Annotated in this window: 22 protein-coding genes; 5 read left to right on the top strand and 17 right to left on the bottom strand. The window is 68.4% G+C overall.

The annotated features are described in order from the left end of the window. From AC1DK4_RS33710 to AC1DK4_RS33695, 4 genes are all read right to left on the bottom strand, one after another. Nucleotides 1-385: MCP four helix bundle domain-containing protein (locus tag AC1DK4_RS33710; protein WP_477132045.1), on the bottom strand; the 385-nt coding region annotated here is incomplete at its 3' end. A 271-nt stretch (nt 386-656) separates the two neighbouring features. Further along, on the bottom strand, nt 657-2,306 hold the full coding sequence (locus tag AC1DK4_RS33705) for a methyl-accepting chemotaxis protein (RefSeq protein WP_441650215.1): 1,650 nt from the start codon (nt 2,304-2,306) through the stop codon (nt 657-659). 46 nt (nt 2,307-2,352) lie between these two features. After that, nucleotides 2,353-2,829, bottom strand: coding sequence for a chemotaxis protein CheW (locus AC1DK4_RS33700; protein WP_477132044.1), 477 nt, complete (start codon nt 2,827-2,829; stop codon nt 2,353-2,355). 169 nt (nt 2,830-2,998) lie between these two features. After that, entirely contained in the window at nt 2,999-3,382 is a 384-nt protein-coding gene (locus AC1DK4_RS33695) for a response regulator (RefSeq protein WP_441621919.1), read from the bottom strand. Nucleotides 3,383-3,853: 471 nt separating this feature from the next. Between AC1DK4_RS33695 and AC1DK4_RS33690 the strand changes: the two genes are divergently transcribed. Beyond that, complete coding sequence (locus AC1DK4_RS33690; RefSeq protein WP_441650214.1) at nt 3,854-4,606, top strand: hypothetical protein; 753 nt, start codon at nt 3,854-3,856, stop codon at nt 4,604-4,606. Nucleotides 4,607-4,658: 52 nt separating this feature from the next. Here AC1DK4_RS33690 and AC1DK4_RS33685 read toward each other — a convergent pair whose 3' ends face one another. From AC1DK4_RS33685 to AC1DK4_RS33675, 3 genes are all read right to left on the bottom strand, one after another. Further along, nucleotides 4,659-6,608: a putative bifunctional diguanylate cyclase/phosphodiesterase gene (locus AC1DK4_RS33685; protein WP_441650213.1), complete on the bottom strand. Its 1,950-nt coding sequence runs from the start codon at nt 6,606-6,608 to the stop codon at nt 4,659-4,661. Nucleotides 6,609-6,743: 135 nt separating this feature from the next. Further along, nucleotides 6,744-8,489 (bottom strand): methyl-accepting chemotaxis protein, encoded by a 1,746-nt coding sequence (locus AC1DK4_RS33680; RefSeq protein ID WP_477132043.1) that lies wholly within the window; start codon nt 8,487-8,489, stop codon nt 6,744-6,746. A gap of 140 nt (nt 8,490-8,629) precedes the next feature. Further along, on the bottom strand, nt 8,630-9,241 hold the full coding sequence (locus AC1DK4_RS33675) for a flavin reductase family protein (RefSeq protein ID WP_441650223.1): 612 nt from the start codon (nt 9,239-9,241) through the stop codon (nt 8,630-8,632). A gap of 339 nt (nt 9,242-9,580) precedes the next feature. On the opposite strand from AC1DK4_RS33675, the gene AC1DK4_RS33670 reads away from it, so the two are divergent. Beyond that, nucleotides 9,581-9,886, top strand: a complete 306-nt coding sequence (locus AC1DK4_RS33670; protein WP_477132042.1) for an H-NS histone family protein — start codon at nt 9,581-9,583, stop codon at nt 9,884-9,886. 93 nt (nt 9,887-9,979) lie between these two features. Here the strand turns inward: AC1DK4_RS33670 and galE are convergent, their stop codons facing one another. Then, a complete protein-coding gene (galE, locus tag AC1DK4_RS33665) occupies nt 9,980-10,999 on the bottom strand; it encodes a UDP-glucose 4-epimerase GalE (protein WP_441621909.1) in 1,020 nt (339 codons plus the stop codon). A gap of 134 nt (nt 11,000-11,133) precedes the next feature. Continuing rightward, a complete protein-coding gene (locus AC1DK4_RS33660; RefSeq protein WP_441650222.1) occupies nt 11,134-12,171 on the bottom strand; it encodes a tyrosine-type recombinase/integrase in 1,038 nt (345 codons plus the stop codon). A gap of 348 nt (nt 12,172-12,519) precedes the next feature. On the opposite strand from AC1DK4_RS33660, the gene AC1DK4_RS33655 reads away from it, so the two are divergent. Next, on the top strand, nt 12,520-12,894 hold the full coding sequence (locus tag AC1DK4_RS33655) for a nuclear transport factor 2 family protein (protein WP_441622005.1): 375 nt from the start codon (nt 12,520-12,522) through the stop codon (nt 12,892-12,894). Between the two features lie 90 nt (nt 12,895-12,984). Further along, nucleotides 12,985-13,980, top strand: a complete 996-nt coding sequence (locus tag AC1DK4_RS33650) for an NAD(P)H-dependent flavin oxidoreductase (protein WP_441650211.1) — start codon at nt 12,985-12,987, stop codon at nt 13,978-13,980. 54 nt (nt 13,981-14,034) lie between these two features. On the opposite strand, the gene AC1DK4_RS33645 is transcribed toward AC1DK4_RS33650, so the two are convergent. Then, a complete protein-coding gene (locus AC1DK4_RS33645; protein WP_441650210.1) occupies nt 14,035-14,577 on the bottom strand; it encodes a PadR family transcriptional regulator in 543 nt (180 codons plus the stop codon). Between the two features lie 342 nt (nt 14,578-14,919). Between AC1DK4_RS33645 and AC1DK4_RS33640 the strand changes: the two genes are divergently transcribed. After that, entirely contained in the window at nt 14,920-15,141 is a 222-nt protein-coding gene (locus AC1DK4_RS33640) for a hypothetical protein (RefSeq protein ID WP_441621903.1), read from the top strand. Between the two features lie 211 nt (nt 15,142-15,352). Here AC1DK4_RS33640 and AC1DK4_RS33635 read toward each other — a convergent pair whose 3' ends face one another. From AC1DK4_RS33635 to AC1DK4_RS33605, 7 genes are all read right to left on the bottom strand, one after another. Next, on the bottom strand, nt 15,353-16,372 hold the full coding sequence (locus AC1DK4_RS33635; protein WP_441621901.1) for a Bug family tripartite tricarboxylate transporter substrate binding protein: 1,020 nt from the start codon (nt 16,370-16,372) through the stop codon (nt 15,353-15,355). Between the two features lie 126 nt (nt 16,373-16,498). After that, on the bottom strand, nt 16,499-17,233 hold the full coding sequence (locus tag AC1DK4_RS33630) for an SDR family NAD(P)-dependent oxidoreductase (RefSeq protein WP_477132046.1): 735 nt from the start codon (nt 17,231-17,233) through the stop codon (nt 16,499-16,501). A gap of 3 nt (nt 17,234-17,236) precedes the next feature. Continuing rightward, nucleotides 17,237-18,439: a 3-oxoadipyl-CoA thiolase gene (gene pcaF, locus AC1DK4_RS33625; RefSeq protein WP_441650209.1), complete on the bottom strand. Its 1,203-nt coding sequence runs from the start codon at nt 18,437-18,439 to the stop codon at nt 17,237-17,239. Nucleotides 18,440-18,492: 53 nt separating this feature from the next. After that, nucleotides 18,493-19,137: a 3-oxoacid CoA-transferase subunit B gene (locus tag AC1DK4_RS33620; RefSeq protein ID WP_441621895.1), complete on the bottom strand. Its 645-nt coding sequence runs from the start codon at nt 19,135-19,137 to the stop codon at nt 18,493-18,495. A 20-nt stretch (nt 19,138-19,157) separates the two neighbouring features. Further along, nucleotides 19,158-19,838: a 3-oxoacid CoA-transferase subunit A gene (locus AC1DK4_RS33615; RefSeq protein WP_441621893.1), complete on the bottom strand. Its 681-nt coding sequence runs from the start codon at nt 19,836-19,838 to the stop codon at nt 19,158-19,160. A gap of 386 nt (nt 19,839-20,224) precedes the next feature. After that, a complete protein-coding gene (locus AC1DK4_RS33610; RefSeq protein WP_477132041.1) occupies nt 20,225-23,302 on the bottom strand; it encodes an AAA family ATPase in 3,078 nt (1,025 codons plus the stop codon). Continuing rightward, entirely contained in the window at nt 23,299-24,444 is a 1,146-nt protein-coding gene (locus AC1DK4_RS33605) for an exonuclease SbcCD subunit D (protein WP_441650238.1), read from the bottom strand. Before AC1DK4_RS33605 ends, AC1DK4_RS33610 begins: the two co-directional genes overlap by 4 nt. Nucleotides 24,445-24,656: the final 212 nt, after the last annotated feature.

Below are 24,656 nucleotides of genomic sequence, written 5' to 3'. Positions count from 1 at the left end.
GCTGATGGTAGGCCGGCAGCAGCGTGTCCATCTGCTTGACCAAGGCCTGGCCTTCGGGCTGCGTGAACATGGAGCGCGCACCCTTCACGCGCTCTTCGAGCGCGTTCAGCGATTTTTCGATCTGATCCTTCTCGGCGGCGCGCTCGCCCATCGTCGATGCGGACAGCAGCGCGATCTGCGCGCGGCTGGAATAGAGCAGGTCGATATTGGCGCCCTGCACGCTCTTTAGCGCCTGCAGGTCGCCGTGGTAGATCTTGCCCGTCCAGTCGGCCATGCGACCCATGTTGATGACGCCGAGCAGACCCATCACAGCGCCGATGAGCGACACGACCAGAAAGCCAACGACCAGCTTGGTCGTGACGCGCAGCTGATTGAACCATTGCATGCCGACTACCTCTTTTCTCTGAATGACTTGACCAGGCGCCTTGCCTGTCCGGGCCGGCGGATGCCGGCGAGCGCAGACGGCGGGCGCTATTATTTTCTAGAACAGATGTTTTCAGACTGACTGCCTCAGCCGGAGACACTGGGCCGGTGCCGGGCGGTCTGCCTTGGCCGTCCAAGTATTGCCGGCTACTTCAATGCACTGCCTGCTACTCGCCTGCTACTCGCTTGCCCTGACTTGCCTGCACGATGCCCGGCCCCGCAGCCTGCGCACCTCAGGCTCGCGCCAGCCTATGTTCACCCGGCGCCGGCTCGTGGCGCGCACGCACGGGCCGCGCCTCCGGGCGCAGGCTGACGCGGAATGTGGCCACCGTGTCGCGCAGGCGCGCGGCCTGGTCTTCGAGCGAACCCGCCGCGGCCGCGGCCTGCTCCACCAGTGCCGCGTTCTGCTGCGTCACCTGATCCATCTGCGCCACGGCTTCGTTGACCTGTTCGATGCCCGAGCTCTGCTCGGCCGAGGCCGCGCTGATCTCGCTCATGATCCCGGTCACGCGCTCGACTGCCTGCACGATCTCGCCCATGGTCTTGCCGGCCTGGTCCACCTGCGCGGAGCCATTGGCCACGCGCGCTTCGGACTCGCCGATCAGGGTCTTGATTTCCTTGGCGGCGTTGGCGCTGCGCTGCGCGAGCCCGCGCACCTCGCCGGCCACCACGGCAAAGCCGCGGCCCTGCTCGCCGGCACGCGCGGCTTCCACCGCGGCGTTCAGGGCCAGGATGTTGGTCTGGAAGGCAATGCCTTCGATCACGCCGATGATGTCGACGATCTTCTTCGAGGCCTCGGTGATCTCGTCCATGGTCTGCACCACCCGGCCCACTGCCTCGCCGCCCTTCACCGCGGTCTCCGAGGCATTGGCCGCCAGCCCGGTGGCCTGGCGCGCGTTGTCGGCGTTCTGGCGCACGGTGCTGGTCAGCTCTTCCATGCTCGACGCGGTCTCTTCCAGCGAGGCCGCCTGCTGCTCGGTGCGCTGCGACAGGTCGCTGTTGCCCGCGGCTACCTGGCGTGTGACCGAGGAGATGCTCGACATGCCTTCCTGGATCTCGCCGACCACCGAAAGCAGGCTGCGCTGCATGGTGCGCATGGCGCGCGCCAGTGCGCCCACCTCGTCGGACGCGCGGTACTCCAGGTGCGTAGTGAGGTCGCCGGCGCCCATGCGCAGCGCGAAGTCCAGCATGTCGCGTACCGGCCGGTTCACCCGTGCCAGCAACAGCGAGCCAGCGATGAACGATGACGCCACCGCCAGCGCGAAGCCGCTCCACAGCCATGGCCGCAGCGCGCTCGCGCCAGCATCGCCCGCCAGCAGCTCGAATGCCACCAGCGCGGCCAGGAACCACACCAGCCCGGATGCCTGCGACACCAGGATGCGGCGCCTGAGGGAGAACTTGCGCAGGCTGCCGATCAGGCCGGGCAGGCCACGGCGCACCACGGCGCCGTCGCGAACCGTCAGCCGGCGGCCCTGGTCTTCGCGCAGGCGGGCATAGGCTGCCTCGGCCGCCTCGACCTGTTCGCGCTGCGGCGTGGCGCGCACGGAGGTATAGCCCACCAGCTGGCCGTCGATCACGGTCGGCGTGACCGTGGCGTTCACCCAGTAGAAATCGCCATCCTTGCGGCGGTTCTTGACGATGCCAACCCAGGAGCGGCCGGCCTGGATGGTTTGCCAGAGATCGGCAAACGCTTCGGGCGGCATGTCGGGGTGGCGCACAAGGTTATGCGCCGCGCCGAGCAGGTCCTCCGCCGCGAAGCCGCTGACCTCGATGAAGGCGCGGTTGGCGAACGTGATACGCCCCTTCAGGTCGGTCCGGGAGATGAGATAGTCGTCGGGCGAGAGCTTGTACTCGCGGTTCGTTACTGGCTGGTTGTTTCGCATGTGTGGAAAAACTGCGTGGATCGGGCTGGCGTGGATCGCTGCCGCGTCAGGCGGCCACGGCTGCTTCAAGCGCCGCGAGCTCTTCGGTGTCCAGCAGTTTCTCGATATCGACGAGGATCAGCATGCGGTTCTCGACCGAGCCGATGCCGCGGATGTACTCCGTCTCGCCGGAAAGTTGCGGCGCCTGCCGGATCTCGCCGGCGCCCAGCGWCAGCACGTCGGACACGCCGTCGACCACGATGCCGGTGGTCTGCTCGTGCAGCTCGACGATGATCACGACCGTGTACTGGTCATAGTCGATCTTGGCCTGCCGGAACTTGATGCGCAGGTCGATGATCGGCACGATGATGCCGCGCAGGTTGATCACGCCTTTCAGATACTCCGGCGCGTTGGCGATCTGCGTGACGTTCTCGTAGCCACGGATCTCCTTCACCTTGAGGATGTCGATGCCGTACTCCTCGCCACCCAGCCTGAAGGCGAGGAATTCCTCGCCTGCGCCTTCCGTCTTGATCCCGTTCTTCATTTACTGGCTCCCGCTTGCCAAGTCCGGCCCTGCGGTGCGACCAAAGCCACGGCCGGCCCGCCCGCGGGCGGGCAGCCTGGCCGAGACCCGGCGGGCGCCGAGGCACGAATATCGTTTACTGCTTAACGGCAGCCGGGGACGTGGCTGAAGGGTAACAATACCGATGCATTCACCCTACTTTGGTGGGGTCCAGCAGCGCCCCGACGGCTTCCATCAGCTGATCGGGATCGAACGGCTTGGCCAGGAAGCCGGATGCGCCGGCCTCGCGTGCCTGCTCACGCACGTGGCTGTCGACCTCGGTGGTGAGCATGAGCATGGGAATGGCGGCATAGGCGCTCGTGGCCCGCAGCGTGCGGATCAGGGTCAGGCCATCGGTGCCCGGCATGACCTGGTCGGTCACCAGCATGCCGAAGGATGCCTGCCGCGCTTGGGCCAGCGCCTCGTCGCCATCGGCGGCTTCGGTGACGACGTAGCCGCCCGCGCGCAGGCAGGCGCCGATCATGCGGCGCAGGGAGGGAGAATCGTCGACGACAAGGATATGAGGCAAAGACATGGCGGCTCCGTTGACAGCACGATGGTGAGCCCACGGGCGCGCTGCCTGGCGCGGTGGACCAGTGTTCGTTTGCCCCGGGCGGCGTGGGCCCGGCGGTCGCCGCGCGCGTTTTCGCACGCGCCGGCGACGAGGCTGAAGCAGGCGCCGCGCGCAAGCCGGCATGGCCGGTGCAAACGGCGCCCCTCTCGGGGCATATCGGCAGCGGCGGCGAAATCCGTAGGCCCGATGCGCGTGCCGGCGACCGATCATCACGGCTGGCCATCGCGCCGCGGTTGCGCCAGCGGCCATGCCCCGTCCATCAGCCCTAACCGATCGCCAGAATTGCGCTTACCCTACCTGCATGGGGTGCAGCAGCTTGTCGCTGAGCCGGCATACTACGGCGCCCGCTCCAAGCCGCGCCGCGCTCCTGGACGGCCAAGGCGAAGGCCTGCGTCACCGCGAACGGGCACCGCAAAGCCATCGGAACGTCATATGTCGAACTTGCCAGCCCCCCCGTGGAACCAGCGGGAATCTCCCGACGCGCGCCAGCCCGACAAGCTCACGGTGCTCGTGCAGGGGGCACCGGACGTGTTGCTGGCGTCCTTGCCTGACTTTGACGGTCGGCTGCAATGGCTGTCGCGGCGCCCGCGCCAGCCGGCCGATGCGCAGATCGTCATCGCCGAGCGGCAGATCGGCGCGACGCTGGCACAGCGCCTTCGTTCGCTGCGCCACCCCGAGCGGCTGGTGCTCACCGTGCTGGTCGATGGCACCGCTGCCGCGGCCACCGGCTGCGGGCCGATCGTGCCGACCACCGCGCAGGCGTTGCCGCACACCCTGGAGCTACTGGCTTCGGTGCTGTTCGCGCCGGTGCTGGGAGACGGCCCGATGCCGCTGTCGTGGCGCGATGTGCAGACGCTGGCGAGCCGCGACGCGCTCGGCCTCGCACTGCACCTGGATACCAGCAGCGAGTCCTGCATGTCCGATGCGTTGCTGATGCAGCTGGCGCGCTTCCACGGGCGCACGCGCATCGAGCCCGAGGCCCTGCTGGCCAGCATCTACCTGCCGCGCGGGTTGCCGTCGCTGGTGCAATGCAGCGAGCAGTTGCGGCGCCTGGGCGCAGTGACAGGACATCACTGCGAGACCCGCTTTGCCCTGCTGGTGCCCGAGAGCGGGTGCTTCACCCGCGTGCTGGCCCTGTTCCCGCCCGGTGGCTCGCTGCCCGAGCCGTACACGCCGCGGCGCTGAGCGGCGCTCAGCGGCACAAGCACGCAAGACACCAGCGCTGCCGCTTGGCGGTTCAGGCGCCCGCCAGCAGACCGGCGAAGCTGCCGGCGTCGAGCGGATGCGACAGCAGGTAGCCCTGCACCTCGTCGCAACCCATGGCGGCCAGGATGTCGAGCTGCGAACTCGACTCGACCCCTTCGGCCACCACGCGCATGCGCAGTTCATGCGCCAGCGCCACCATCGAGCCGACGATGGCGCGTCCTTGCGCGTCCATGTCGAGCCCGCCGATCAGGGTGCGGTCGATCTTCAGGGTGCCCACGCGCAGCCGCTTGAGGTAGCCCAGGCTGGAGTAGCCGCTGCCGAAATCGTCGAGCGCCACATGGATGCCGAGCGCCTGCAGCTCGACCAGGGTCTCGAGCGATTGCGCGATGTCCTTCATCGCGGCGGTCTCGGTGATCTCCAGCGTGACCGCCGACGGCGGGATGTCGTGCTGGTGGATCTGCTCCAGCAGGTATTGCGGGAAATCGCGGCTGGCAAAGCGCAGGCCCGAGACATTGATGGCCACCGGGACGGTCGGGATGCCGGCGTCCTGCCATTGGCGGATCTGCTTGCAGACCGTGGCGATGACCCAGTCGTCGAGCTTGTCGATCTGCCCGGACTGTTCGGCCACGGTGATGAACTCGGCCGGGTTGACCTGCCCCAGCGTGGGGTGGCGCCAGCGGCAGAGCGCCTCGGCGCCCACCACGGTGCGCTGGCGCACGTCGAACTTGGGCTGGTACTGCAGCGAGAGGCCGTCGTCCTGGATCGCCAGCCAGAGGTCGCGCCGGATCACGCGCATGCGCCGGGCGCGCTCGCCGGCCGCGGAATTGAACACGCGCACCTGGTTGGAGCCGCTTTCGCGCGCTTCGCTCAGGCTCACCCGCGCGGCCTGCATCAGGGCTTCGGAGGTCTGGGCGTCGCGCGGGTAGATGGCGATGCCGATGTTCACCCCGATCTGCATCTGCAGCCCGCGGGCGGCGACAAACTCCGCCAGCGAACCCAGCAGGCGCGAACCCAGCTCATTGGCGCGGCCCTGATGCACCAGTTCGGGCACGCCGACGGCAAACTCGTCGCGCGCCAGGCGCGCGAGGAAATCGTGTGGCTCGAGCGCGGCCTGCGCCAGGGCGCCGGCATCCTGGGCCAGGATATCGTCAGCCCGTACCTCGAAGACTTCGTCGACTTCGCGGAAATCGGCGATATGCACCAGCAGCACGGCGCAGCCGGTCTCTTCCAGCCGCGCCTGCGCGATCGACTGGTCGAGCCAGCGCGCAAACGCGGCGCGGTCCGGCAGGTCGGTGCTGACGCTGTACTCGCCGACCGTGCCCTGTCCGCGCGCGGTCGTGCGCACGGTCAGGCGGCCCGGGATGCGGCCCCGGCGGCGCACCGGCATGGCGCCGCCGCTGGACGTGCCCACGGGCGGTTCGTCCGGCATGTCCTCCAGCCCGCCGGCATCGGGCGCGCCGTAGCCATTGGCGCTGGCGAGCCGCCAGCCGCGCAGGTTGGCGCGGCGCAGCCAGAAGAAACCGAGCGGCAACGCCAGCAGCGCGCCCATGGCCAGCCAGGCTGGCTGCATGACGATGCCCGCATCGCCGCACAGGGCGGTGCGGCGCGACGTGTCGCTGCACAAGGTGCTCAGGCGGGCCCCCGCGGCCACCACCACGCCGGCGCCGGCCAGCATGCCCAGCAACGCTCCGGCCCGCAGCATCGGCAGCTTGCGGCGCAGCCAGGGAACCGCCAGCGTCAGCGCGGCGGTCACGGCCAGGGCCGCCGCGGTCTGCGACACCTCGCGCGTCACGCGCAGGCTGCCGGAACCCAGGGCGACCCATAGCGGCAGGCCCACGGAGGCAGGCGACAGCAGCAGGAACGCCCAATGCAGCGTCCTGGCGGGGCCGCGCGCCAGCTCCCGGTCCGGCTTGGCTGGGCGAATGCCCAATCCGACCGCGAGGCCGGAGAGGGCAGCGAGCAGCAGAAGGCTAGCACTCATGTCAATAAGCAAGCTGCGCAAAAATTGGGGGCGAAAATGGCGCGACGAAGAGATCTACGCGGGCGCGAGACCCGCATCATCGCATCACGCGGCCTTCCCCGAAAAGGAAAACGGCTGCAAGCGCACCGCCATGGCTCAGAACGCGCTCCAGTCGTCGCCGCCGGCGCCGGCCCCGAGGGCCTGCGGACGCACCATCGGCGCCACGCGCTGGACCGCCTTGCGCTGTCGCGCAGGCGTGGCAGGCTGGCGCCGGGGCGCGGCTGCCGCAGTCACCGGAACACGCGCAACCGGCGCGCTTGCCCGCRCCACGGACGCCGCGGCGGCCTGGCCRCCGGAGAGCCGGAACAYGGACACCACGCCGTCGAGCTTCTGCGCCTGCTCTTCCAGCGCACCCGCCGCGGCCGCTGCCTGCTCGACCAGCGCGGCATTCTGCTGCGTGACCTCGTCCATCTGCGTGACCGCCTGGTTGACCTGCTCGATGCCGCTGGTCTGCTCCTGCGACGCCGCGCTGATCTCGTTCATGATGTCGGTGACGCGCTTGACCGCGTCGACGATCTCGCCCATGGTCTGGCCGGCTTCCGCCACCAGCCGCGTGCCACTTTCGACGCGCTGGCCGGACTCGCTGATCAGGGCCTCGATTTCCTTCGCGGCGGCGGCAGAGCGCTGCGCCAGGCTGCGCACCTCGCCTGCCACCACGGCGAACCCGCGGCCCTGCTCGCCGGCGCGCGCGGCTTCCACCGCGGCATTGAGCGCCAGGATATTGGTCTGGAAGGCAATGCCCTCGATCACGCCGATGATCTCCACCACCTTGCGCGACGAGCCGCTGATCTCGTTCATGGTATCGACCACGCGGCCCACCACGTTGCCGCCCTTGAGGGCGATCTGCGAAGCGTCGCCGGCCAGCACGCCGGCCTGGCGCGCGTTGTCGGCATTCTGGCGCACCACCGTGGTCAGCTCTTCCATGCTGGCGGCGGTCTGCTCCAGCGAGGAGGCCTGCTCCTCGGTGCGCTGGGACAGGTCGAGGTTGCCGGTGGCGATCTGCTTGGTGGCCGAAGCGATCGAATCGGTGCCGCCGCGCACCTGCGACACGATATTCGACAGGCTGTCCTGCATGGCGGACAGCGCCTGCATCATGCGTCCGACTTCGTTGCGCGACACATTGACGATGCGCGAAGTCAGGTCGCCGGCGGCGATGCGTTCGAACACCGACAGCGCCTCCTCCACCGGCCGCACGATGGCCCGGTGCAGGGCCGCCGTGCAAAGCGCGGCCACCAGCAGGCCGGCCACGACCAGCGCGAACGACAGCATGCGCACGCGCTCGAAGCGGGTCTGCGAGACATTGAAGTTGGACTCGCCGGTGCGGATCTGGTACCCCTGCAGGGCTTCATAGGCCGTTGCCATGCTGCGCTGCATATCCGGCAGTTCCTTCTTGGCGATCGTCAGCGCCTGCTCCGCGTTGTTCTCCAGCAGCGCCTTCTGCAGGGGCTTGATGCCCTTTTCCATGAAATCGCGGCGCTTGCGCTCCAGATCATCCGCCAGCGTTTTTTCCTCCGCGCTCTGCGGCAGGCTGGCATAACGCTTCCAGGCAGCTTCGGCGCTGTCGATGAAGACCATCGAGCGGTCCACCGCCACCTTGCCGTCGCCGGGTTCGCCCGGCATCACGCCACGGTCCAGCGCCAGGCGCATGCGGGTGGTGCCAAGCATGGTCTCGCTCAGTGCCTGCGCCGAGGCCAGCTGGTTACCGTAGGTCTCCTGGAGTGCGTCATTGCTGTGCGACATACCGTACAGGCCGGCCGCGCCGACGAGCACGAGCAGTAGCGACAGCACGGCCATTGCGCCGCGCAGCAAGGTTTTGATCTGGATATTGTTATGGAAAGACATGAAGCACCCGATACGGTAAGGAACGCGCGGGGCCTCCTCCGGCCCCGGCCCGGCGGATCGACACCCCTGCGACCCGCTCAGGGCAGATAACGGCGAGCCCGCGAGAATCCTTGAGCAAGGTGCCGTGCGCGGCACGCGGCTCAGCCGCCCCCTCCCGTTTCGACCTGGAACGCCTCGCCTGTGGCAAAAAATGCCCCGCCGGCCAGATAGTGTATCGAACGGCACTCGCTATCCGGAAAATGCCATCGGCCGTTGGAAAATACGGCGGAGTCGGCCCAGGCAGCAACCACCTCGGCAATAAACAAGTCATGGCGCGCGGCATTATGCGGCTCGGGAATCACCCGGCATTCAAGCCATGCCAGGCATCCCGCCAGCAGCGGCGCGGCAATTTCCCGGGCAGGAAATGTCGCCAGGCCTGCGGCCGCGAACTTGTCGGCCTCGCGGCCGGAGTGCGAACCGACCTCCAGCGTGGCGGCGGCCTGCGGCCGCGCCGGAATGTTCAGGGCGAACTCGCCGGACGCGTCCACCAGTTCGCGCGTGAGGGTGCGCGCATCGATGACGACTGCCACCTTGGGCGGCTGGAAATCGAGCGGCATGGCCCAGGAGGCGGCCATCACGTTGCGCCTGGCGCCGTGCGCACTGGTCACCAGCGTCACGGGCCCGTGGTTCAGCAGGCGGTAGGCCTTGGCCAGTTCCACGGGGACAAGGCGTGCGGGGATGTTGGCTGCGGTGTCGGTGAGATCGGATGACATGGCAATGATGATGCGCGGGAGAGCCTGATTTGCAATGAGGCCGCTATTGTTGCAGCAAACGCACTCGCCGGCGTGCGCCAATACGCCGGCGAGGGTTATTTCCGATTGCCCGGCAAAACAATGCAAATGGCCGGCGCGTGGATTTTCCGGCCGCGCAGCGCGACCGCGACAAATCCCGGGTGCACGGTGACCTGCGATTCGCACGGAAGTTCATTAATTGGGCTTCGGCATCGATTTATCAGAATTCTCTTTTCCGCCGGCACGGGCATATGCAGAATCGCCGGGCGCCGTTATAATCGTCTCACTCTCACCCGCTAACCCAGTAAATCGAGGCTCGTAATGGCGACTTATCAGGAAATTGTTCAAAAAATCAGCGAACTCCAAAAGCAGGCCGAGGAAATCAAGGCRCGCGAGCARGCYWCCGTSATCGCCGATATTCGCGAGAAAATYGARCAATATGGMCTGACCGCCGACGACCTCGGCTTCGGTACCAAGCCGGCCGCCAGCAAGAAGGCCACCCGCAAGGTGCCGGTACGCTACCGCGACAGCGCGGGCAATACCTGGACCGGCCGTGGCAAGCGTCCGGGCTGGCTGACGCAGGCGCTGGCCGCCGGCAAGAATATCGACGACTTCCTGATCGGCTGAGATCGGCTGAGATCGGGGTTTTCCTCGCGCGAAGTAAAACGGCCGGGCTAATGCCCGGCCGTTTTACTTGCTGCCTGAGCAGCGCCAGACCGCTCAGCCGGCGAAACCCAGCGGGTTCATGGACTGCCAGCGCCACGAATCCACGCACATGCGGTCGAGATCGTGCCTGGCGCGCCAGCCGATCAGCGACTGCGCCAGCGCCGGATCCGCATAGCACGCGGCGATATCGCCGGGCCGGCGCGCGACGATCTCGTACGGCACCGGACGCCCGCTGGCGCGCTGGTAGGCCGCCACGACTTCCAGCACGCTGTAGCCCCGGCCGGTACCCAGGTTGACGGTCAGGCACTGCTGCTTGTCGCGCAGGTAGACCAGCGCGGCAAGGTGGCCGTCCGCGAGGTCGCTGACGTGGATGTAGTCCCGCACGCCGGTGCCGTCGCCGGTCTGATAATCGCCGCCATAGACCATCAGCTTCTCGCGTCGGCCGCCGGCCACCTGCGCTACATAAGGCATCAGGTTATTGGGCACGCCACCCGGGTCTTCGCCGATCAGCCCGCTTTCATGCGCACCCACCGGATTGAAATAGCGCAGGTAAGCGATGCGCCATGCCGGGTCGGCGCGCTCCAGGTCGCGCAGGATCTGTTCGCTCATCAGTTTGGTCTGGCCGTAGGGATTGGTGGCCGAGAGCGGGAAGTCCTCGAGGATCGGCACCGTGTGCGGATTGCCATAAACCGTGGCGGACGAGCTGAACACGAGCTGCTTCACGCCGGCCGCGTTCATCGCCGAGCACAGCGTGAGCAGGCCATTGAGATTATTGTCGTAATAATCGAGCGGCTTGCTGACCGATTCCCCCACGGCCTTGAGCGCCGCGAAATGAATCGCCCCCGAGATCCGGTGTTCCGTGAACAAGCGGTCCAGCAGGGCGCGGTCGCGCACGTCGCCTTCCACAAAATGCGGGCGCTGGCCGGTAATCTGCGCCAGCCGCTCGACCACGACGCGATTGCTGTTGCAGAGATTATCCAGGCCGATCACGTGATAGCCGGCCTCGAGCAAGGCAACCCAGGTGTGCGAGGCGATATAACCGGTGGCTCCCGTGAGCAGCAGTGTTTCAGACATGGCGATTCATCGATAAGGTTATGAAAGTGGCTAAAAAGGCGCTGCAGTGGCTCCGGTCGTGCCCGTCGCGCACAAGCTGCCCCGGAAGCCGGACCAAGGCCGGGCCGGCGCCTCGGAAGTGACGGCTAAGCATATCAGGCCAAGTCCGGCGCGCCCGGGGCGGTGGCAGGATTTTGTGCGGGCACAAGGCCGGCACGAGCCTGCCAGGCCTCGAAAGCGGTGCGCAGGCGCCAGCCCGATTCCAGGTCACGCATGCCCAGGCGCTGGGCGACCTCGGCGGGACTCGCGCCGGCCTCGAAGTGCAGCGCGCAGCAGGTATTGCGCAGCGTCTGCGGCGAAGCCCGTTCGCTGCGCTCCGCCAGCACGCCGGCCTCGTCGAGCAGGATCTCCACGCGGCGGTATAGCGAAGCCGCGTGCAGGGGCCGGCCGCTGGGCATTGCCGGGAATACCAGGTCGCCGTGCGTGCCAGAGGCCGCGCGGGTTTCCAGCCACGCCAGCACCGCCGCCCGGGCGAAGGGGAAGACCGGCGCCGCATAGGCGCGCCCGTTGTCGGCGCGCACCAGGCGCAGGACAGAGACATCCGCCTCGATGCTGTCGGTGCGCAGCATGCGCGCTTCGCCGACCTTCAGGCCAGCGCCCAGCAGCACCGCCACCAGCGCGGCGTCGCGCGCGCGTTTCCACTGGGTGGGCGAAGGCATACCGCTGTCCTTGCCGTCCTTGCCATCCGTCAACGGCGACGCGGCCGCCGGAGCAAGCACGCGGGCGATCAGGATGTCCCGCTCGGCGGGCAGCAGGAAGGCCGTGGGATCGTTCTCGCCTTCGGCGAGATGTGCGCGCACGGCCTGGCTGGCGGGGTTGTGCAAGCCATCCTGGAGTTGCGACAGGTGATGGAACACGCGCTCGATGAGGCGCGCGTAGCGGTAGCGGTGGTGCTTGTGCAGGTCCTGCTCGTCCAGGAAGGCGCCGATCTGCTCGGCGGACCAGGCCAGCGGCGCCACGCCGCGCTCGCCCGACCAGCGCAGCAGCTTGCCCCACATGGACCGGTAGACCACGGCGGTGCCCTGGCGAAAGCCGTGGCGGGCAAGCCAGCCGTCGAAGGCGCGCTCCGGCTGGTTGCGCCAGGCGTCGAGGTCCGCATCGAAGAGGGCGGAAGTCAGCCCGTCGGCGCTCATGTTGGTCTTCACGCGCGCTCCTGCGTTGGTTGCGGCAATGGCCGTATTGTAGACAAATCGCCACAAAAGACCGAGCCCCGCGGCGCCCGCAAGCGCGCATCAAGCGCAGCGCACGACGCCTGCGGCGGGCATTTGAGCGGCACTGCCACCGCGCCTTGTTGCATTTGCGCGCCCGGGCTGCTACCTTTCACTGCATTGCTATGCAACTGGTTGCATAGCAAGCTTGCAGACAACGCTGAAGAACGATGCCGAGGCGCCGCGCGCGCCCTTGGCCAACCCGGAGAAGACACCGTGAACCAAGCAGCCCTGAGCACAGCGGCGCAAGCCTCGCTGGCCACCTGGCATCGGATGATCGCCACCCATTCGATGGCCGAGCTGGACAGCATCGTCGCCGACGATGTCGTGTTTCATTCGCCGGTGGCGCACACGCCCTACCCGGGACGCGTCGCGCTGCGCATGGTGCTGGAGACCGTGAACCAGGTCTTCCAGGACTTCCGCTACCACCGCTGCTTCGTCAGCGACGACGGCCACAGCGTGGTGCTGGAGTTCAGCGCCAAGGTGGACGGCAAGTCCGTCAAGGCCATCGACATGATCCGTTTCAACGCGGACGGCAAGATCGACGACTTCGAAGTCATGGTGCGCCCCAAGAGCGGCCTCGACGCGCTTGCCGCCGCCATGGGCGCGCGCCTGGCCAGCCAGAAGGCAGCCCTGCAAGGCGCCTGACGCGCCGGACCCGCGCCGCTTGCCGCCGCATTCCTTCAATTCCGGATTCTTTCCGCTCCGCTCCACTGACCTAACCTTGCGCTGATCGCCATGTCCCTTCCCGCCATCCTCCAGAACCGCCTTTCCCTGCCGGTGGTGTGCTCGCCGCTGTTCATCATCTCCAACCCCGACCTGGTCATCGCCCAGTGCAAGGCCGGCGTGGTGGGCTCCTTCCCCGCGCTGAACGCACGCCCGGGCCCGGTGCTCAACGACTGGCTGGACCGCATCACCACCGAACTGGCCGAGCATGACGCCAGGCACCCCGACCGGCCGTCGGCACCGTTCGCGGTCAACCAGATCGTGCACAAGTCGAACGACCGCCTGGACCACGACCTGGAACTGTGCGTGCGCTACAAGGTGCCCATCGTCATCACCTCGCTGGGCGCGCGCAAGGAAGTCAACGACGCCGTGCATTCCTATGGCGGCATCGTGCTGCATGACATCATCAACAACGCTTTCGCGCGCAAGGCCATCGAGAAAGGCGCGGACGGCCTGATCGCGGTGGCAGCCGGCGCCGGCGGCCATGCCGGCGTCCTGTCGCCGTTCGCACTGCTGCATGAGATCCGCGAGTGGTTCGACGGCCCGCTGCTGCTGTCGGGCGCCATCGCCAGCGGCGAYGGCATCCTCGCGGCGCAGGCCGCGGGCGCGGACCTGGCCTACGTGGGCTCGGCCTTCATCGCCACCGAGGAAGCCAACGCGCAGTCCGGCTACAAGCAGATGATCGTGGACAGCAGCGCGTCCGACATCGTCTACTCGAACCTGTTCACCGGCGTGCATGGCAACTACCTGCGCCAGAGCATCGTCAATGCGGGGCTCGATCCGGAAGGCCTGCCGCAATCGGATCCGTCCAAGATGAACTTCGGTTCGGGCAGCGCCAAGGCATGGAAGGACATCTGGGGCGCCGGCCAGGGCGTGGGCGCGATCAAGCGCGTGGTGCCTGCCGCCGAGCTGGTGCGCCGCTTCGCCGAGGAATACGCGCTCGCGCGCCGCCGGCTCGGCCTGGCCCCGCAAACGGCGCCCGCCACGACCGCGGCCGACCTGGCCTGATCCGTTGTCACCGCGCGGCCCCGGCGCCTTGCGCGCCGGGCCGCGCGCGCCCTCTCAGGCCGCGCCGCCCTGCTCCAGCAGCGGCAGCAGTTCCTCGGCCCACTCCACCCAGCCCTCTTCGTAGCGGATGCCACGCTTGAGCAGCGCATGCTGCAACTGCTGCGCGCGCGTCGGCTCGGCGTCGGAAAAGTCGCGCGCTTCGATCTTGCGATAAGTGTCCAGGCGCTCGCGGTGCAAGCCGATCAGGCGCGCCATTTCAGGCGCCAGCCCAAGCGGGCCGATCACCGCGTCCGCCCGCAGCTTCACCAGGACCTCGTCGCGCTGGTCGAGCCCGGCGGTTGGCGCCAGCACCCAGCGCGCCAGTTCGTCGCGCCCCGGCGGCAGCACGAAATACACCTTCTTGCGGTTGCGCGCGTCGCCCTCGCCTTCCTCCGCGGCGATCCAGCCGCTTTCCGCCATGCGGCCCAGCTCGCGGTAGATCTGCTGGTGCGTGGCATGCCAGAAATAGCCGATCGAACGGTCGAAACGGCGTGCCAGCTCGTAGCCGGAGGACGGCTTTTCCAGCAGGGAAGTCAGGAGTGCGTGCTGAACGGACATGCAAGAAGGCGTGACGTGGAGGCGGTCCGGCAATATGAAGCCGGCGAGCCGCATGGCCGGGATGGCGAGCGCGTATGGTAGCGCATAGCCGCTCGCGCGCAGACTCCGCCGCCGGCCGCCGGGCCGGATCGATGCCAGCCAGCCTCAATGCCGCGCAATCCAGGCCGTTAATTGCATGGCCTATGACAAATTGAAGCAAAGATCGGACCAGAGTTAAATAATGCGAAATGGCATTTTCCGATCGACTGCAATACATTTGCAGACATAGTCATCTTTTGCATGCCTGGGACCGCTATTCGGCCGCGGCGCATGGCATGCGAATCCATCGATCAGGAGTGGTCCATGCAAGGACAAGCAGATTTCGCCGAAGACCGGGATGTCCCGTGGGAAGCCGACGCCGCCAGGCCGGCGGCACAGCCTCCACCGGCAGCATCCACACCCGTGTACTACCGCCTGCCGGATACGCCCGAAGGCCACCACATCAAGGAATATGCCAGCGGCTTGCGGCAGCTGGTGCGCTTTGTCGGCGTTGAAGAACAGGTCGTCAAATACAGCCTCGTCTGAGATACAGCCTCATCTGGGGCATGCGTCCCTGACGCTCTTCTGTTGTTTGTTGTCTCCTCCTGCCCAGATCATGGGCCGGAATTAAGCCCGCGCTGCCCGCGGGCTTTTTTTCGTCCTGCTGCCGGGCATCGGGCGCGCACAAATGACAAACCCGCGGCGGGGACTGTTGTCCCCGACCGCGGGCTGGACAAACGGCAGGACAGCTGGCGGATCAGTCCACCGTCGCGCCGGAAGCCTTCACCACCTTGGCCCACTTGGCGGTCTCGGCGCTCATGAACGCGGCCAGTTGCGCCGGCTTCTCCGGATGCGGCTCCGCACCCTGGTCCGCCATCTGCTTCTTCACTTCCGGCATCGCCAGGATCTTCACCACTTCGGCGTTGAGGCGGTCGACGATCGGTTGCGGCGTGCCGGCCGTGGCGTACAGCGCAAACCAGGAAGTGGCTTCATAGCCCGGCACCCCGGATTCGGCCACGGTCGGCACGTTCGGCAGGGCCGGCGAGCGCTTGGCCGAGGTCACGGCGATGGCGCGCAGCTTGCCAGCCTTCACGTGCGGGTACGACGACGGCATGTTGTCGAACATCAGGCCGATCTGGTTGCCCAGCAGGTCGTTGACCGCGGGGGCGCTGCCCTTGTACGGCACGTGCTGGATGTGCAGGTTGGTCATCGAGTTGAACAGCTCGCCCGACAGGTGCATCGACGAACCGCTGCCCGACGAACCGTACGACAGCTTGTCCGGGTTGGCCTTGACGTAGGCGATCAGTTCCTTGATGTTGTTGACCGGCACCTTGGGATTGACCACCACGAGGTTCGGCACCATGGCCACGCGCGAGATCGGCGCGAAATTCTTGACCGGGTCGTACGGCAGCTTGGAGTACAGCGACTGGTTGATGGCGTGGGTACCGATGGTGCCCATGAACAGCGTGTAGCCGTCGCCAGGCGCCTTGGCCGCCAGCGATGCGCCGATATTGCCGCCAGCGCCCGGACGGTTGTCGATCACCACGGGCTGGCCGAGCGCCTTGCCCAGTTGCAGGCCGACGATGCGGGCCAGGATGTCGGTGGTACCGCCTGCCGAGAACGGCACGATCAGGGTGATCGGCTTGGTCGGGTAGGTGCCTTGGGCGAAGGCGCTGCCGGTCACGCCGGCGAAGGTCGCTGCCAGCGCCACGCCAGCAGCCAGCAGGCGCCGGCGCGTATTGGCGTGCGGGGTGCGTGCTTGGGAATCGGATTTCATGTTTGCTCCAGGATAAATCGCTTATCGGCCCGCGCTCGTGGCCCGGGCCGTCATTTTAGTTATTGACTGATGAACTGCTTCGGCGTGATGACGCCGCGGCACCTTGGCCGCGCCCACGCCCCGGGCTTACACGGGGGCGACGCCAAGCGTGGTGCCACCACAAACGTAGAGTACCTGGCCGGTCACGAACCCGTTCTCCGGCGAGAGGAAGAACATCGAAGCGCGCGCGACGTCTTCCGGCGTGCCCATGCGCTTGACCGCGATGCTGGCCAGGATGCGCTTGGTCTGCTCGCTGCCGTCCGGGTTGCTGTTGCGAAACAGCTCGGTGGCGATCGGGCCCGGCGCCACGGCGTTGACGGTGATGCCGTCGCCGCCCAGTTCCATGGCCAGCGTGCGGGTCATGCCGATCAGGCCGGCCTTGGTGGCGGAATACACCACGCGCTCGGGCTTGCCCAGCGCGGCACGCGACGCCATGTTGACGATGCGGCCGAAACCCGCCGCGCGCATCGCGGGCAGGCAGGCCTGGGTCAGCAGCATGGTGGCCTGCAGGTGCAGCCCGACCACGTAGTTGAGGTCTTCGACGCGGGCGGTGTCGGCAGTGCCGGGGCGCGTGGCGCCGGCATTGTTGACCAGCCGCGTGACGGCGAAGCGCGAGACCACCTGCTCGGCCACGGCGCGGGTCGCGGCGGCGTCGGTCAGGTCAGCCTGGAAGAAGGTCATGTTCGGGTGGGACCAGGCGGGGGCGACATAGTCGACATTGACCACCTGGGTCACGCCGTCGGCCAGCAGCATCTCGCTGATGGCGCGGCCGATACCGGAACTTGCGCCGGTAACGTCCGCGGGCGCGCGGCAAGACTGCAGCGATCAGACGCGCTCGATCACCATGGCGATGCCCTGGCCCACGCCGATGCACATCGTGCACAGCGCGAAGCGGCCGCCGGTGCGGTGCAGCTGGTACATGGCGGTGGTGACCAGGCGGGCGCCGCTCATGCCGAGCGGGTGGCCCAGCGCGATCGCGCCGCCGTTGGGATTGACGCGCTCGTCGTTGTCGGCCACGCCCAGTTCGCGCAGCACGGCCAGGCCTTGCGCGGCGAACGCTTCGTTCAGCTCGATCACGTCGATCTGGTCGATGGTCATGCCGAGCTGCTTGAGCAGCTTCTGGGTGGCCGGCGCCGGGCCGATGCCCATCACGCGCGGCGCCACGCCGGCGGTGGCCATGCCGACGATGCGTGCCTTCGGGGTCAGGCCATGCTGCTTGGCGGCAGCTTCGCTGGCCAGCAGGATGGCGCAGGCGCCGTCGTTGACGCCCGAGGCGTTGCCGGCGGTCACGGTGCCGTCGGCGCGGACCACGCCGCGCAGCTTGGCCAGCGCTTCCATGCTGGTGGCGCGCGGGTGCTCGTCACGGTCCACCACGAGCGGGTCGCCCTTCTTCTGGGCGATCGTCACGGCGGTGATTTCCTGCGCCAGCGTGCCGTTGGCCTGCGCGCGCGAGGCCTTTTCCTGGCTGCGCATGGCCATCAGGTCCTGGTCTTCGCGGCTGATCTTGTAGTCGGTGGCGACGTTCTCGGCGGTCTCGGGCATCGAGTCCACGCCGTAGGCCGCGCGCATGGCCGGGTTGATGAAGCGCCAGCCGATGGTGGTGTCGAAGATCTGCGCGTCGCGCGAGAACGCGCTGGTGGCCTTGCCCATCACGAACGGGGCGCGGCTCATGCTTTCCACGCCGCCGGCGAGCATCAGGCCGGCTTCGCCGGACTTGATGGCGCGCGCGGCGGTGCCGGTGGCGTCCATGCCGGAGCCGCACAGGCGGTTGATGGTGGCGCCCGGTACGCTTTGCGGCAGGCCGGCCAGCAGCAGCGACATGCGCGCCACGTTGCGGTTGTCTTCGCCGGCCTGGTTGGCGTTGCCGTAGATGACGTCATCGATGGCGGACCAGTCCAGGTTCGGGTTGCGCGCCATCAGCGCCTTGAGCGGCACCGCGCCCAGGTCGTCCGCGCGCACCGCGGACAGGCTGCCGCCGTAGCGGCCGATGGGGGTGCGGATGGCGTCGCAGATAAAGGCTTCGGTCATGTTGTCTCTCTCTTGCTTGTATGTGAAAGCGTGGTGCGGATGGCGCTTGCCGGTCAGGCGGCGGCCTGCTTGAGCGGCACGCCGGTTACGCCCTGCAGTTCCTCGAAGGACAGGCCTTCGACGAGGTCGCGGGCCACCAGCCCTTCGGGCGTGACGTCGATGGTGGCCAGGTCCGTGTAGATGCGCGTGACGCAGGTCATGCCGGTGAGCGGGTACGTGCATTGCGGCACGATCTTGCTTTCACCCTGCTTGGTCTGGTGCTCCATCATCACGAACACTTGCTTGGCCCCGATGGCCAGGTCCATGGCACCACCCACGGCCGGGATCGCGCCGGGCGCGCCGGTGTGCCAGTTGGCCAGGTCGCCCTTCTCGGACACCTGGAAGGCGCCCAGCACGCAGAAGTCGAGGTGGCCGCCGCGCATCATGGCGAAGGAGTCGGCATGGTGGAAATACGAGCCGCCGGCCTTGACCGTGACCGGCTGCTTGCCGGCGTTGATCAGGTCGCCGTCTTCCTCGCCGGCGGGGGGCGCCTTGCCCATGCCGAGCAGGCCGTTCTCGCTGTGCAGCAGGATTTCACGGTCGGCCGGCAGGTGATTGCCGACCAGGGTGGGCAGGCCGATGCCGAGGTTGACCACGGCACCGTCGGGAATGTCTTTGGCCACGCGGGCGGCCATCTGATCGCGGGTCAGGCGTTGCATGTTCTGGATCTCCTTGTCGCTCAGACGGGGGTCTTGCCGGCGTCGATCTTGACGACGCGCTTGACGAACAGGCCCGGGGTCACGATGTGCTCCGGGTCCAGTTCGCCGAGTTCGACGATCTCGCTGACTTGCACGATGGGGCAATTGGCAGCCATCGCCATGATCGGGCCGAAGTTGCGCGCGGTCTTGCGGTAGGTCAGGTTGCCCCAGCGGTCGGCGCGCTGCGCCTTGATCAGGGCGAAATCGGCGTGGATGGGCTTTTCGAACACATAGCCCTGGCCGTCGATGATGCGGGTTTCCTTGCCCTCGGCCAGCGGCGTGCCGTAGGCGGTGCGGGTGAAGAAACCGCCGATGCCGGCGCCGGCGGCGCGGATGCGCTCGGCCAGGTTGCCCTGCGGCACCAGTTCCAGCTCGATCTCGCCGGCGTGGTAGAGCGAATCGAACACGTAGGAATCGGCCTGGCGCGGGAACGAGCAGATGATCTTGCGCACGCGCTTGGCCTTGAGCAGCGCGGCCAGCCCCGTGTCGCCGTTGCCGGCGTTGTTGTTGACGATGGTCAGGTCGCGCGCGCCCTGGGCGATGAGGGCGTCGATGAGCTGTGCCGGCATGCCGGCCATGCCGAAGCCGCCGATCAGGATGGTGGCGCCGTCGTGGATGTCGGCCATGGCCGCTTCCACCGAGTCGAATAGCTTGTTGATCACTTGCGTTCCAGTTCCGAAAGCCCGGACGAACTACCCGGGACCGGCCGCCAAGGAGGGAACATCAGGCGGCGCAGGAAACGCTGTCTCCGGACAGTCCTGCCGGAAGGGCCATCCGGCCCGCCCGCCCCGCGATTGCCGCAGGAGCGTGCTGCCGGACACGAATCCAACAGAATTTGGTTTTTCTTATTATTCTGGTTTGTTCTAATTGCGAACCTCAATTCGCACAATGAACAGATTACACCCCCGCTCGGAAGGCGGTCAAGGCGCCGGCAAATCGCTTGTGCGTTAGCCGGACACCCCTGCCGCGATGCGGCCCGCGGGCTGGCGGCACGGGTGGCGGCGGGCGGTCTTCGCAGCTTACGCCTTTCCCGTCGCCCCCGGGCCGCTCAGGGCAGTTGCAGTTCCGCCCGGCTGCCGGAGGCGCCGGGCCGGATCTCCAGCCGCACATCGATGCGTTCGCGCAACTCCGCCACATGGGAAATGATGCCCACCAGCCGGCCGGCCTGCTGCAGGTCGATCAAGGTATGGATGGCGAAATCCAGGCTCTCCGGGTCGAGCGTACCAAATCCTTCGTCCACGAACAGCGTATCGAGCTGGATGCCGCCCGAGCGCGACTGCACCACGTCGGCCAGGCCCAGCGCCAGCGAGAGCGAGGCCAGGAAGCCCTCGCCGCCCGACAGGGTATTGGCCGGACGCGCCATGCCCGTGTTGTGGTCGAACACCTCCAGGTCCAACCCGCCCGCCGCGCGCAGGTCGCCTTGCTCGCGCACGCGCTGTAGTTCATAGCGGCTGCGGCTCATGCGCATGAGCCGCAGCGAGGCTGCCTCCAGCACCTCGTCGAGCAGGGTAGCCAGCACGAAGCGCTGGAAAGTGATGCGGCGCGGGTTGTTGCCGTTGGCCACTTCGGCCAGGCGCCCCAGTACCGCGTAGCTGCGCTCGATGTCCGCTCCGTCGCTGGCCAGCCGGTCCAGGCGCCGCTGGCATTGCAGCAGGTTCTCGCGGCCACGGTGCAGGTCGGCCTGCTGGCGCACCAGCGCTTCCAGCGCGCTGGTGGCCTCAGCTTGCACCCGGCGCAGGGTGTCGAGATCGGGTGCCGCCAGGTCGCGCGCGGCGGCGGCAGCGCGCTCGCGGCGATCCGTGGCCGCGGCCAGGTCGAGGTCGAAACGCTGGACACGGGCTTCGAGCTGCACGGACTCCGCCTCCGGCATGCACGCTTCGGCATAAGCCTGCGGCGTGGCAAAGCCGGCCTGGGCCAGCGCGCCCGCGAATGCCGCGTCGGCCTGTTGCTCGCGCAGCGCGCTGCCGGCCATGCTGGCCTGCGCGGCCGCCTGCGCCGCCTGCGCCGCGGCAAGACCGGCGCCGGCCTGCTTGTCGGCAGCCTGGGCGGCCGCCAGCGCGGCATCGCATGCGGCCAGTTCGTGTCGTGCCTGCTCCAGCGCGCGCGCGAGCTGTTCCGGCTCGCGCCGCTCCGGCGGTACCTGTTCGCTGGCTGCCTGCCACTCGCCCTGCAGCCTGGCGTGGCCTTGCGCCGCATCCTGCGCGGCGGCATCGGCGGCGCGAATGGCGGCTTCGGCCGCGGCCAGCGCGCCACGCTGGCGCTCAAGTTCCGCGGCCAGTGCCTGGCGCTGCGCCGCGGCGGCCTGCGCGGCTTGCTGCTGCGCGCGCAGCGCCTTGCCGGCCTCGGCAAGCGCGTGCCTGGCGGCATCGGCATCCGCTGCCGCGTTGGCCGGCATGCCGGGGGCGTCGACGGCCGCGCGCGATTCTTCCAGCTGATCCTGGCGCAGCGTCAGTGCCGCCAGCGCGCCCTGCGCAGCGGCGGACGCCGCGTGCGCGGCCTGGTCCGCCAGCCGCGCGTCCTCGCGCGCCTGGTCCAGGACCTCGTCCGCCACCGGTGCATCGAACTGCAGGGCGCGTTGCGGATGGGCGGCACTGCCGCAGACCGGGCATGCCTCACCGGAGCGCAGGCTGGCCGCCAGCCGCGCCGCCTGCCCGGCCCGCCAAGCCTGCTCGGTCTCGCGCAAAAGCAGGGCCGCGGCCGACTGCCGCGCGGCGGCTTGCTGCGCCGCGTGCTGTGCGGCCTCGGCTTGGCGCCGGGCCTGTCCCGCCTGCGCCAGGGCGGTGGCGTATTTGTCCAGCGTGGTGCCCTGCCGGCCCAGATCCGCCTGCTTGAGCAGGATCGTCTCCAGGCCCTGCGCGCCGGCCTCGGCCTGGGCCAGGCCGGCTTCGGCCTGGCGCATCGCAAGGGCAGCCTGTTCCTGCGCACGCGCGGCATCCGCGTGCGCCGCTGCCGCGCGTGCCTGCCCGGCAGCGGCGCGCTGCAGTGCGGCCTGCAATGCGCCCAGGCGTTGCGCCTGCGGCAGCATGGCCTCCAGCTCCGCCACCTGCTTCTGCATCTGCTGGCGCTCGCCGATGCGCGCGGTCTGCACGGCGAGCGCGGCGGCCGCGCGCGTGGAAACGGCGGCGCAAGCGCTGGCGTGCTCGCCGGCGCTTGCCAGGGCCAGTTGTGCCTGCCGGTGCTCCTGCGCAGCCTGCGCGAGATGCTGCTCGAGGGGCCGCACCTGCGCGGCCCTGCGTGCCGCGCGCAGGCGTTCGCGCTGTTCCGCCACCTCAGCCTGCCGTGCCGCGAGCACCGCGTGGGCCGCCTCGGCTTCGCGTTGCTCGCGCAGGCGTGCGTCGGCCTGTTCGCCCTGCTGGGTCGCCAGCCTGGCATGCTCGAGCGCAGCGCGCGCGACGCCCTCGCGTTGCCCGAGTTCATCGAGTTGCGCCTGCAACGCCGCCACCTGCTCGCGCAGCGCCGCCACGGAATCGAGCTGATATTGCTGCAGCAAGGCGGACTGCTCGATACGCAGCCGTTCCGCCTGCTGGCGTATGCCCGCGGCCTGGGCCTTGAGCAGTTCCTCCACGCGGCGGTACAGCTCGGTGCGGAACAGGCGCTCGAGGATCGCCTGGCGGCTCTTGGAGTCCGCCGTCAGCAGCTCGCGGAAACGCCCCTGCGGCAGCACGATGACCTGGCGGAACTGACTACTGTCGAAGCCAAGCAGGTTGCGCACGAACTCGTCCACCCGGTTCGGCTGGCTGGCCTTGCTGGTCCAGCCGGCCTCGTCCATGCTGTCGAGCTGGGCCTTGGGGGTTTCCTTCACGATGCCGTCGCCGCGCAGCTTGGGGCGGTCCTGCGCGGGCGAGCGCGTGACCCGGTAGCGCTGCGCGCCCAGGCTGAACTCGAAGGTCACCTCGGTACGCAGGCCCGCCTCGGCGTTGGCGCTGCGCATGTCCTGCGCACTGCGCTCGCCGCCCGAGGTATCTCCATAGAGCGCAAAGCAGATGGCGTCGAGCAAGGTGGTCTTGCCGGCGCCGGTGGGACCGTGGATCAGGAAGAACGCCTGCTCGCCGAGCCGGCTGAAATCGATCTCCTCGCAGGCGGCGAACGGACCGAACGCCTGCAGCTTCAGGTGCAGCGGTCTCATGCGGACTCCCGGTCGGCGGCGGCAATGCCCTCCAGCACCTGCGTGAGCGCATGGCGCTTGCCCTCGTCGAGTTCTTCGTCGGCGACCTCCCGGAAGAAACTGGCGAACAGCTCGCCGGTGTCGAGCTGGCGCAAGCGCCGGCCCGCGGCGCTTGCCTCGCCGGAGCGCGACAGCACCGCACGCTCGATCGCAAGCGCATTGGGATAGGCCTGGCGCAGGCGAGCCATCGGATCGAGCAAGGCGCCCGTATCCGTCAGCACCGCGTGGATATAGTCGTCGCGCCGCGGATCGGCCGCGCCCTGCGCAACGAGCGCGGCCAGCTCGCCTTCGAGGATGCGCAGCTCGCGCCGGGGCGCCAGGGCGATGGTCTCGATGGCGACGGCACCGTCGGCACCCAGCTCGATCATGGAGACCGATTTCGCATGCGCGGCCTCCGACAGCGAATACTTCAGCAGCGAGCCGGAATAGTGGATGCGTTCGCCCAGCGTCTGCGGCCGGTGCAGATGCCCCAGCGCCACCAGGTCGAAGCCGTCGAACACGCCCGCGGCAATGGCGCCGCTGCCGCCCACCGAGAGGGGCCGCTCGGATTCGCTGGCCTCGCCGCCGATCACGAAGGCATGCGCCACCACCACCGACCGCGCATGGGCCGGATGCGTGGCGCGGATCGCATCGAGGCGGGCGGAGATGGCCGCTTCGTGACCCGGCATTTCCACGCCGAAGGTATCGCGCACCGTGGCGGGCTCGGCATAGGGCAAGGCATAGATGCGCACTTCGCCATGCGCGTCGGACAAGGTCACGCAGGCGGCGTCGCGCTCGGTACGGCCCGCCACGTGCAGGCCCTGCGCGGTCAGCAGCCGCGCGCCGAAACCAAGCCGCTGCGCGCTGTCGTGATTGCCGGCGATCATCACCACCGGCACGCCCGCGTCCACCACGATGCGCGCCAGCACGTCGTCCAGCAGCGCAACCGCCTCGGGCGGCGGCACCGCGCGATCATAGACGTCACCGGCGATCAGCACCGCATCGGGCTTGCGCTCGCGGACCAGCGCCACGAACTGATCGAGCACCCAGGCCTGGTCTTCAAGCAGGCTGCGCGCATGGAAGACGCGCCCGAGATGCCAGTCGGCAGTGTGAAGAAAACGCAATATGGAATCCCTGTGCGGGCCCTTCCTGGGCCCTTCATGAGCTCTTGGCGAGCCTTGTGCGAAACGCGGGCCCGTGTTGGCCGGCCGCGGCAGGCGACATGATAAACGCCCGGCGCGGCGTTCAGCTCCGGTTCAGCGCGTGCTCCGCACAATGCACAAATGCTGGTGCAAGGGCGCCAGCCCACGGCACGCCGGGCCAATCCCATGCCCGG

The organism is Cupriavidus sp. 05N38, from assembly GCF_056397345.1.
The sequence above is the reverse complement of the archived record's forward strand: the minus strand, read 5'-3'. Positions and strand labels throughout refer to the sequence as shown.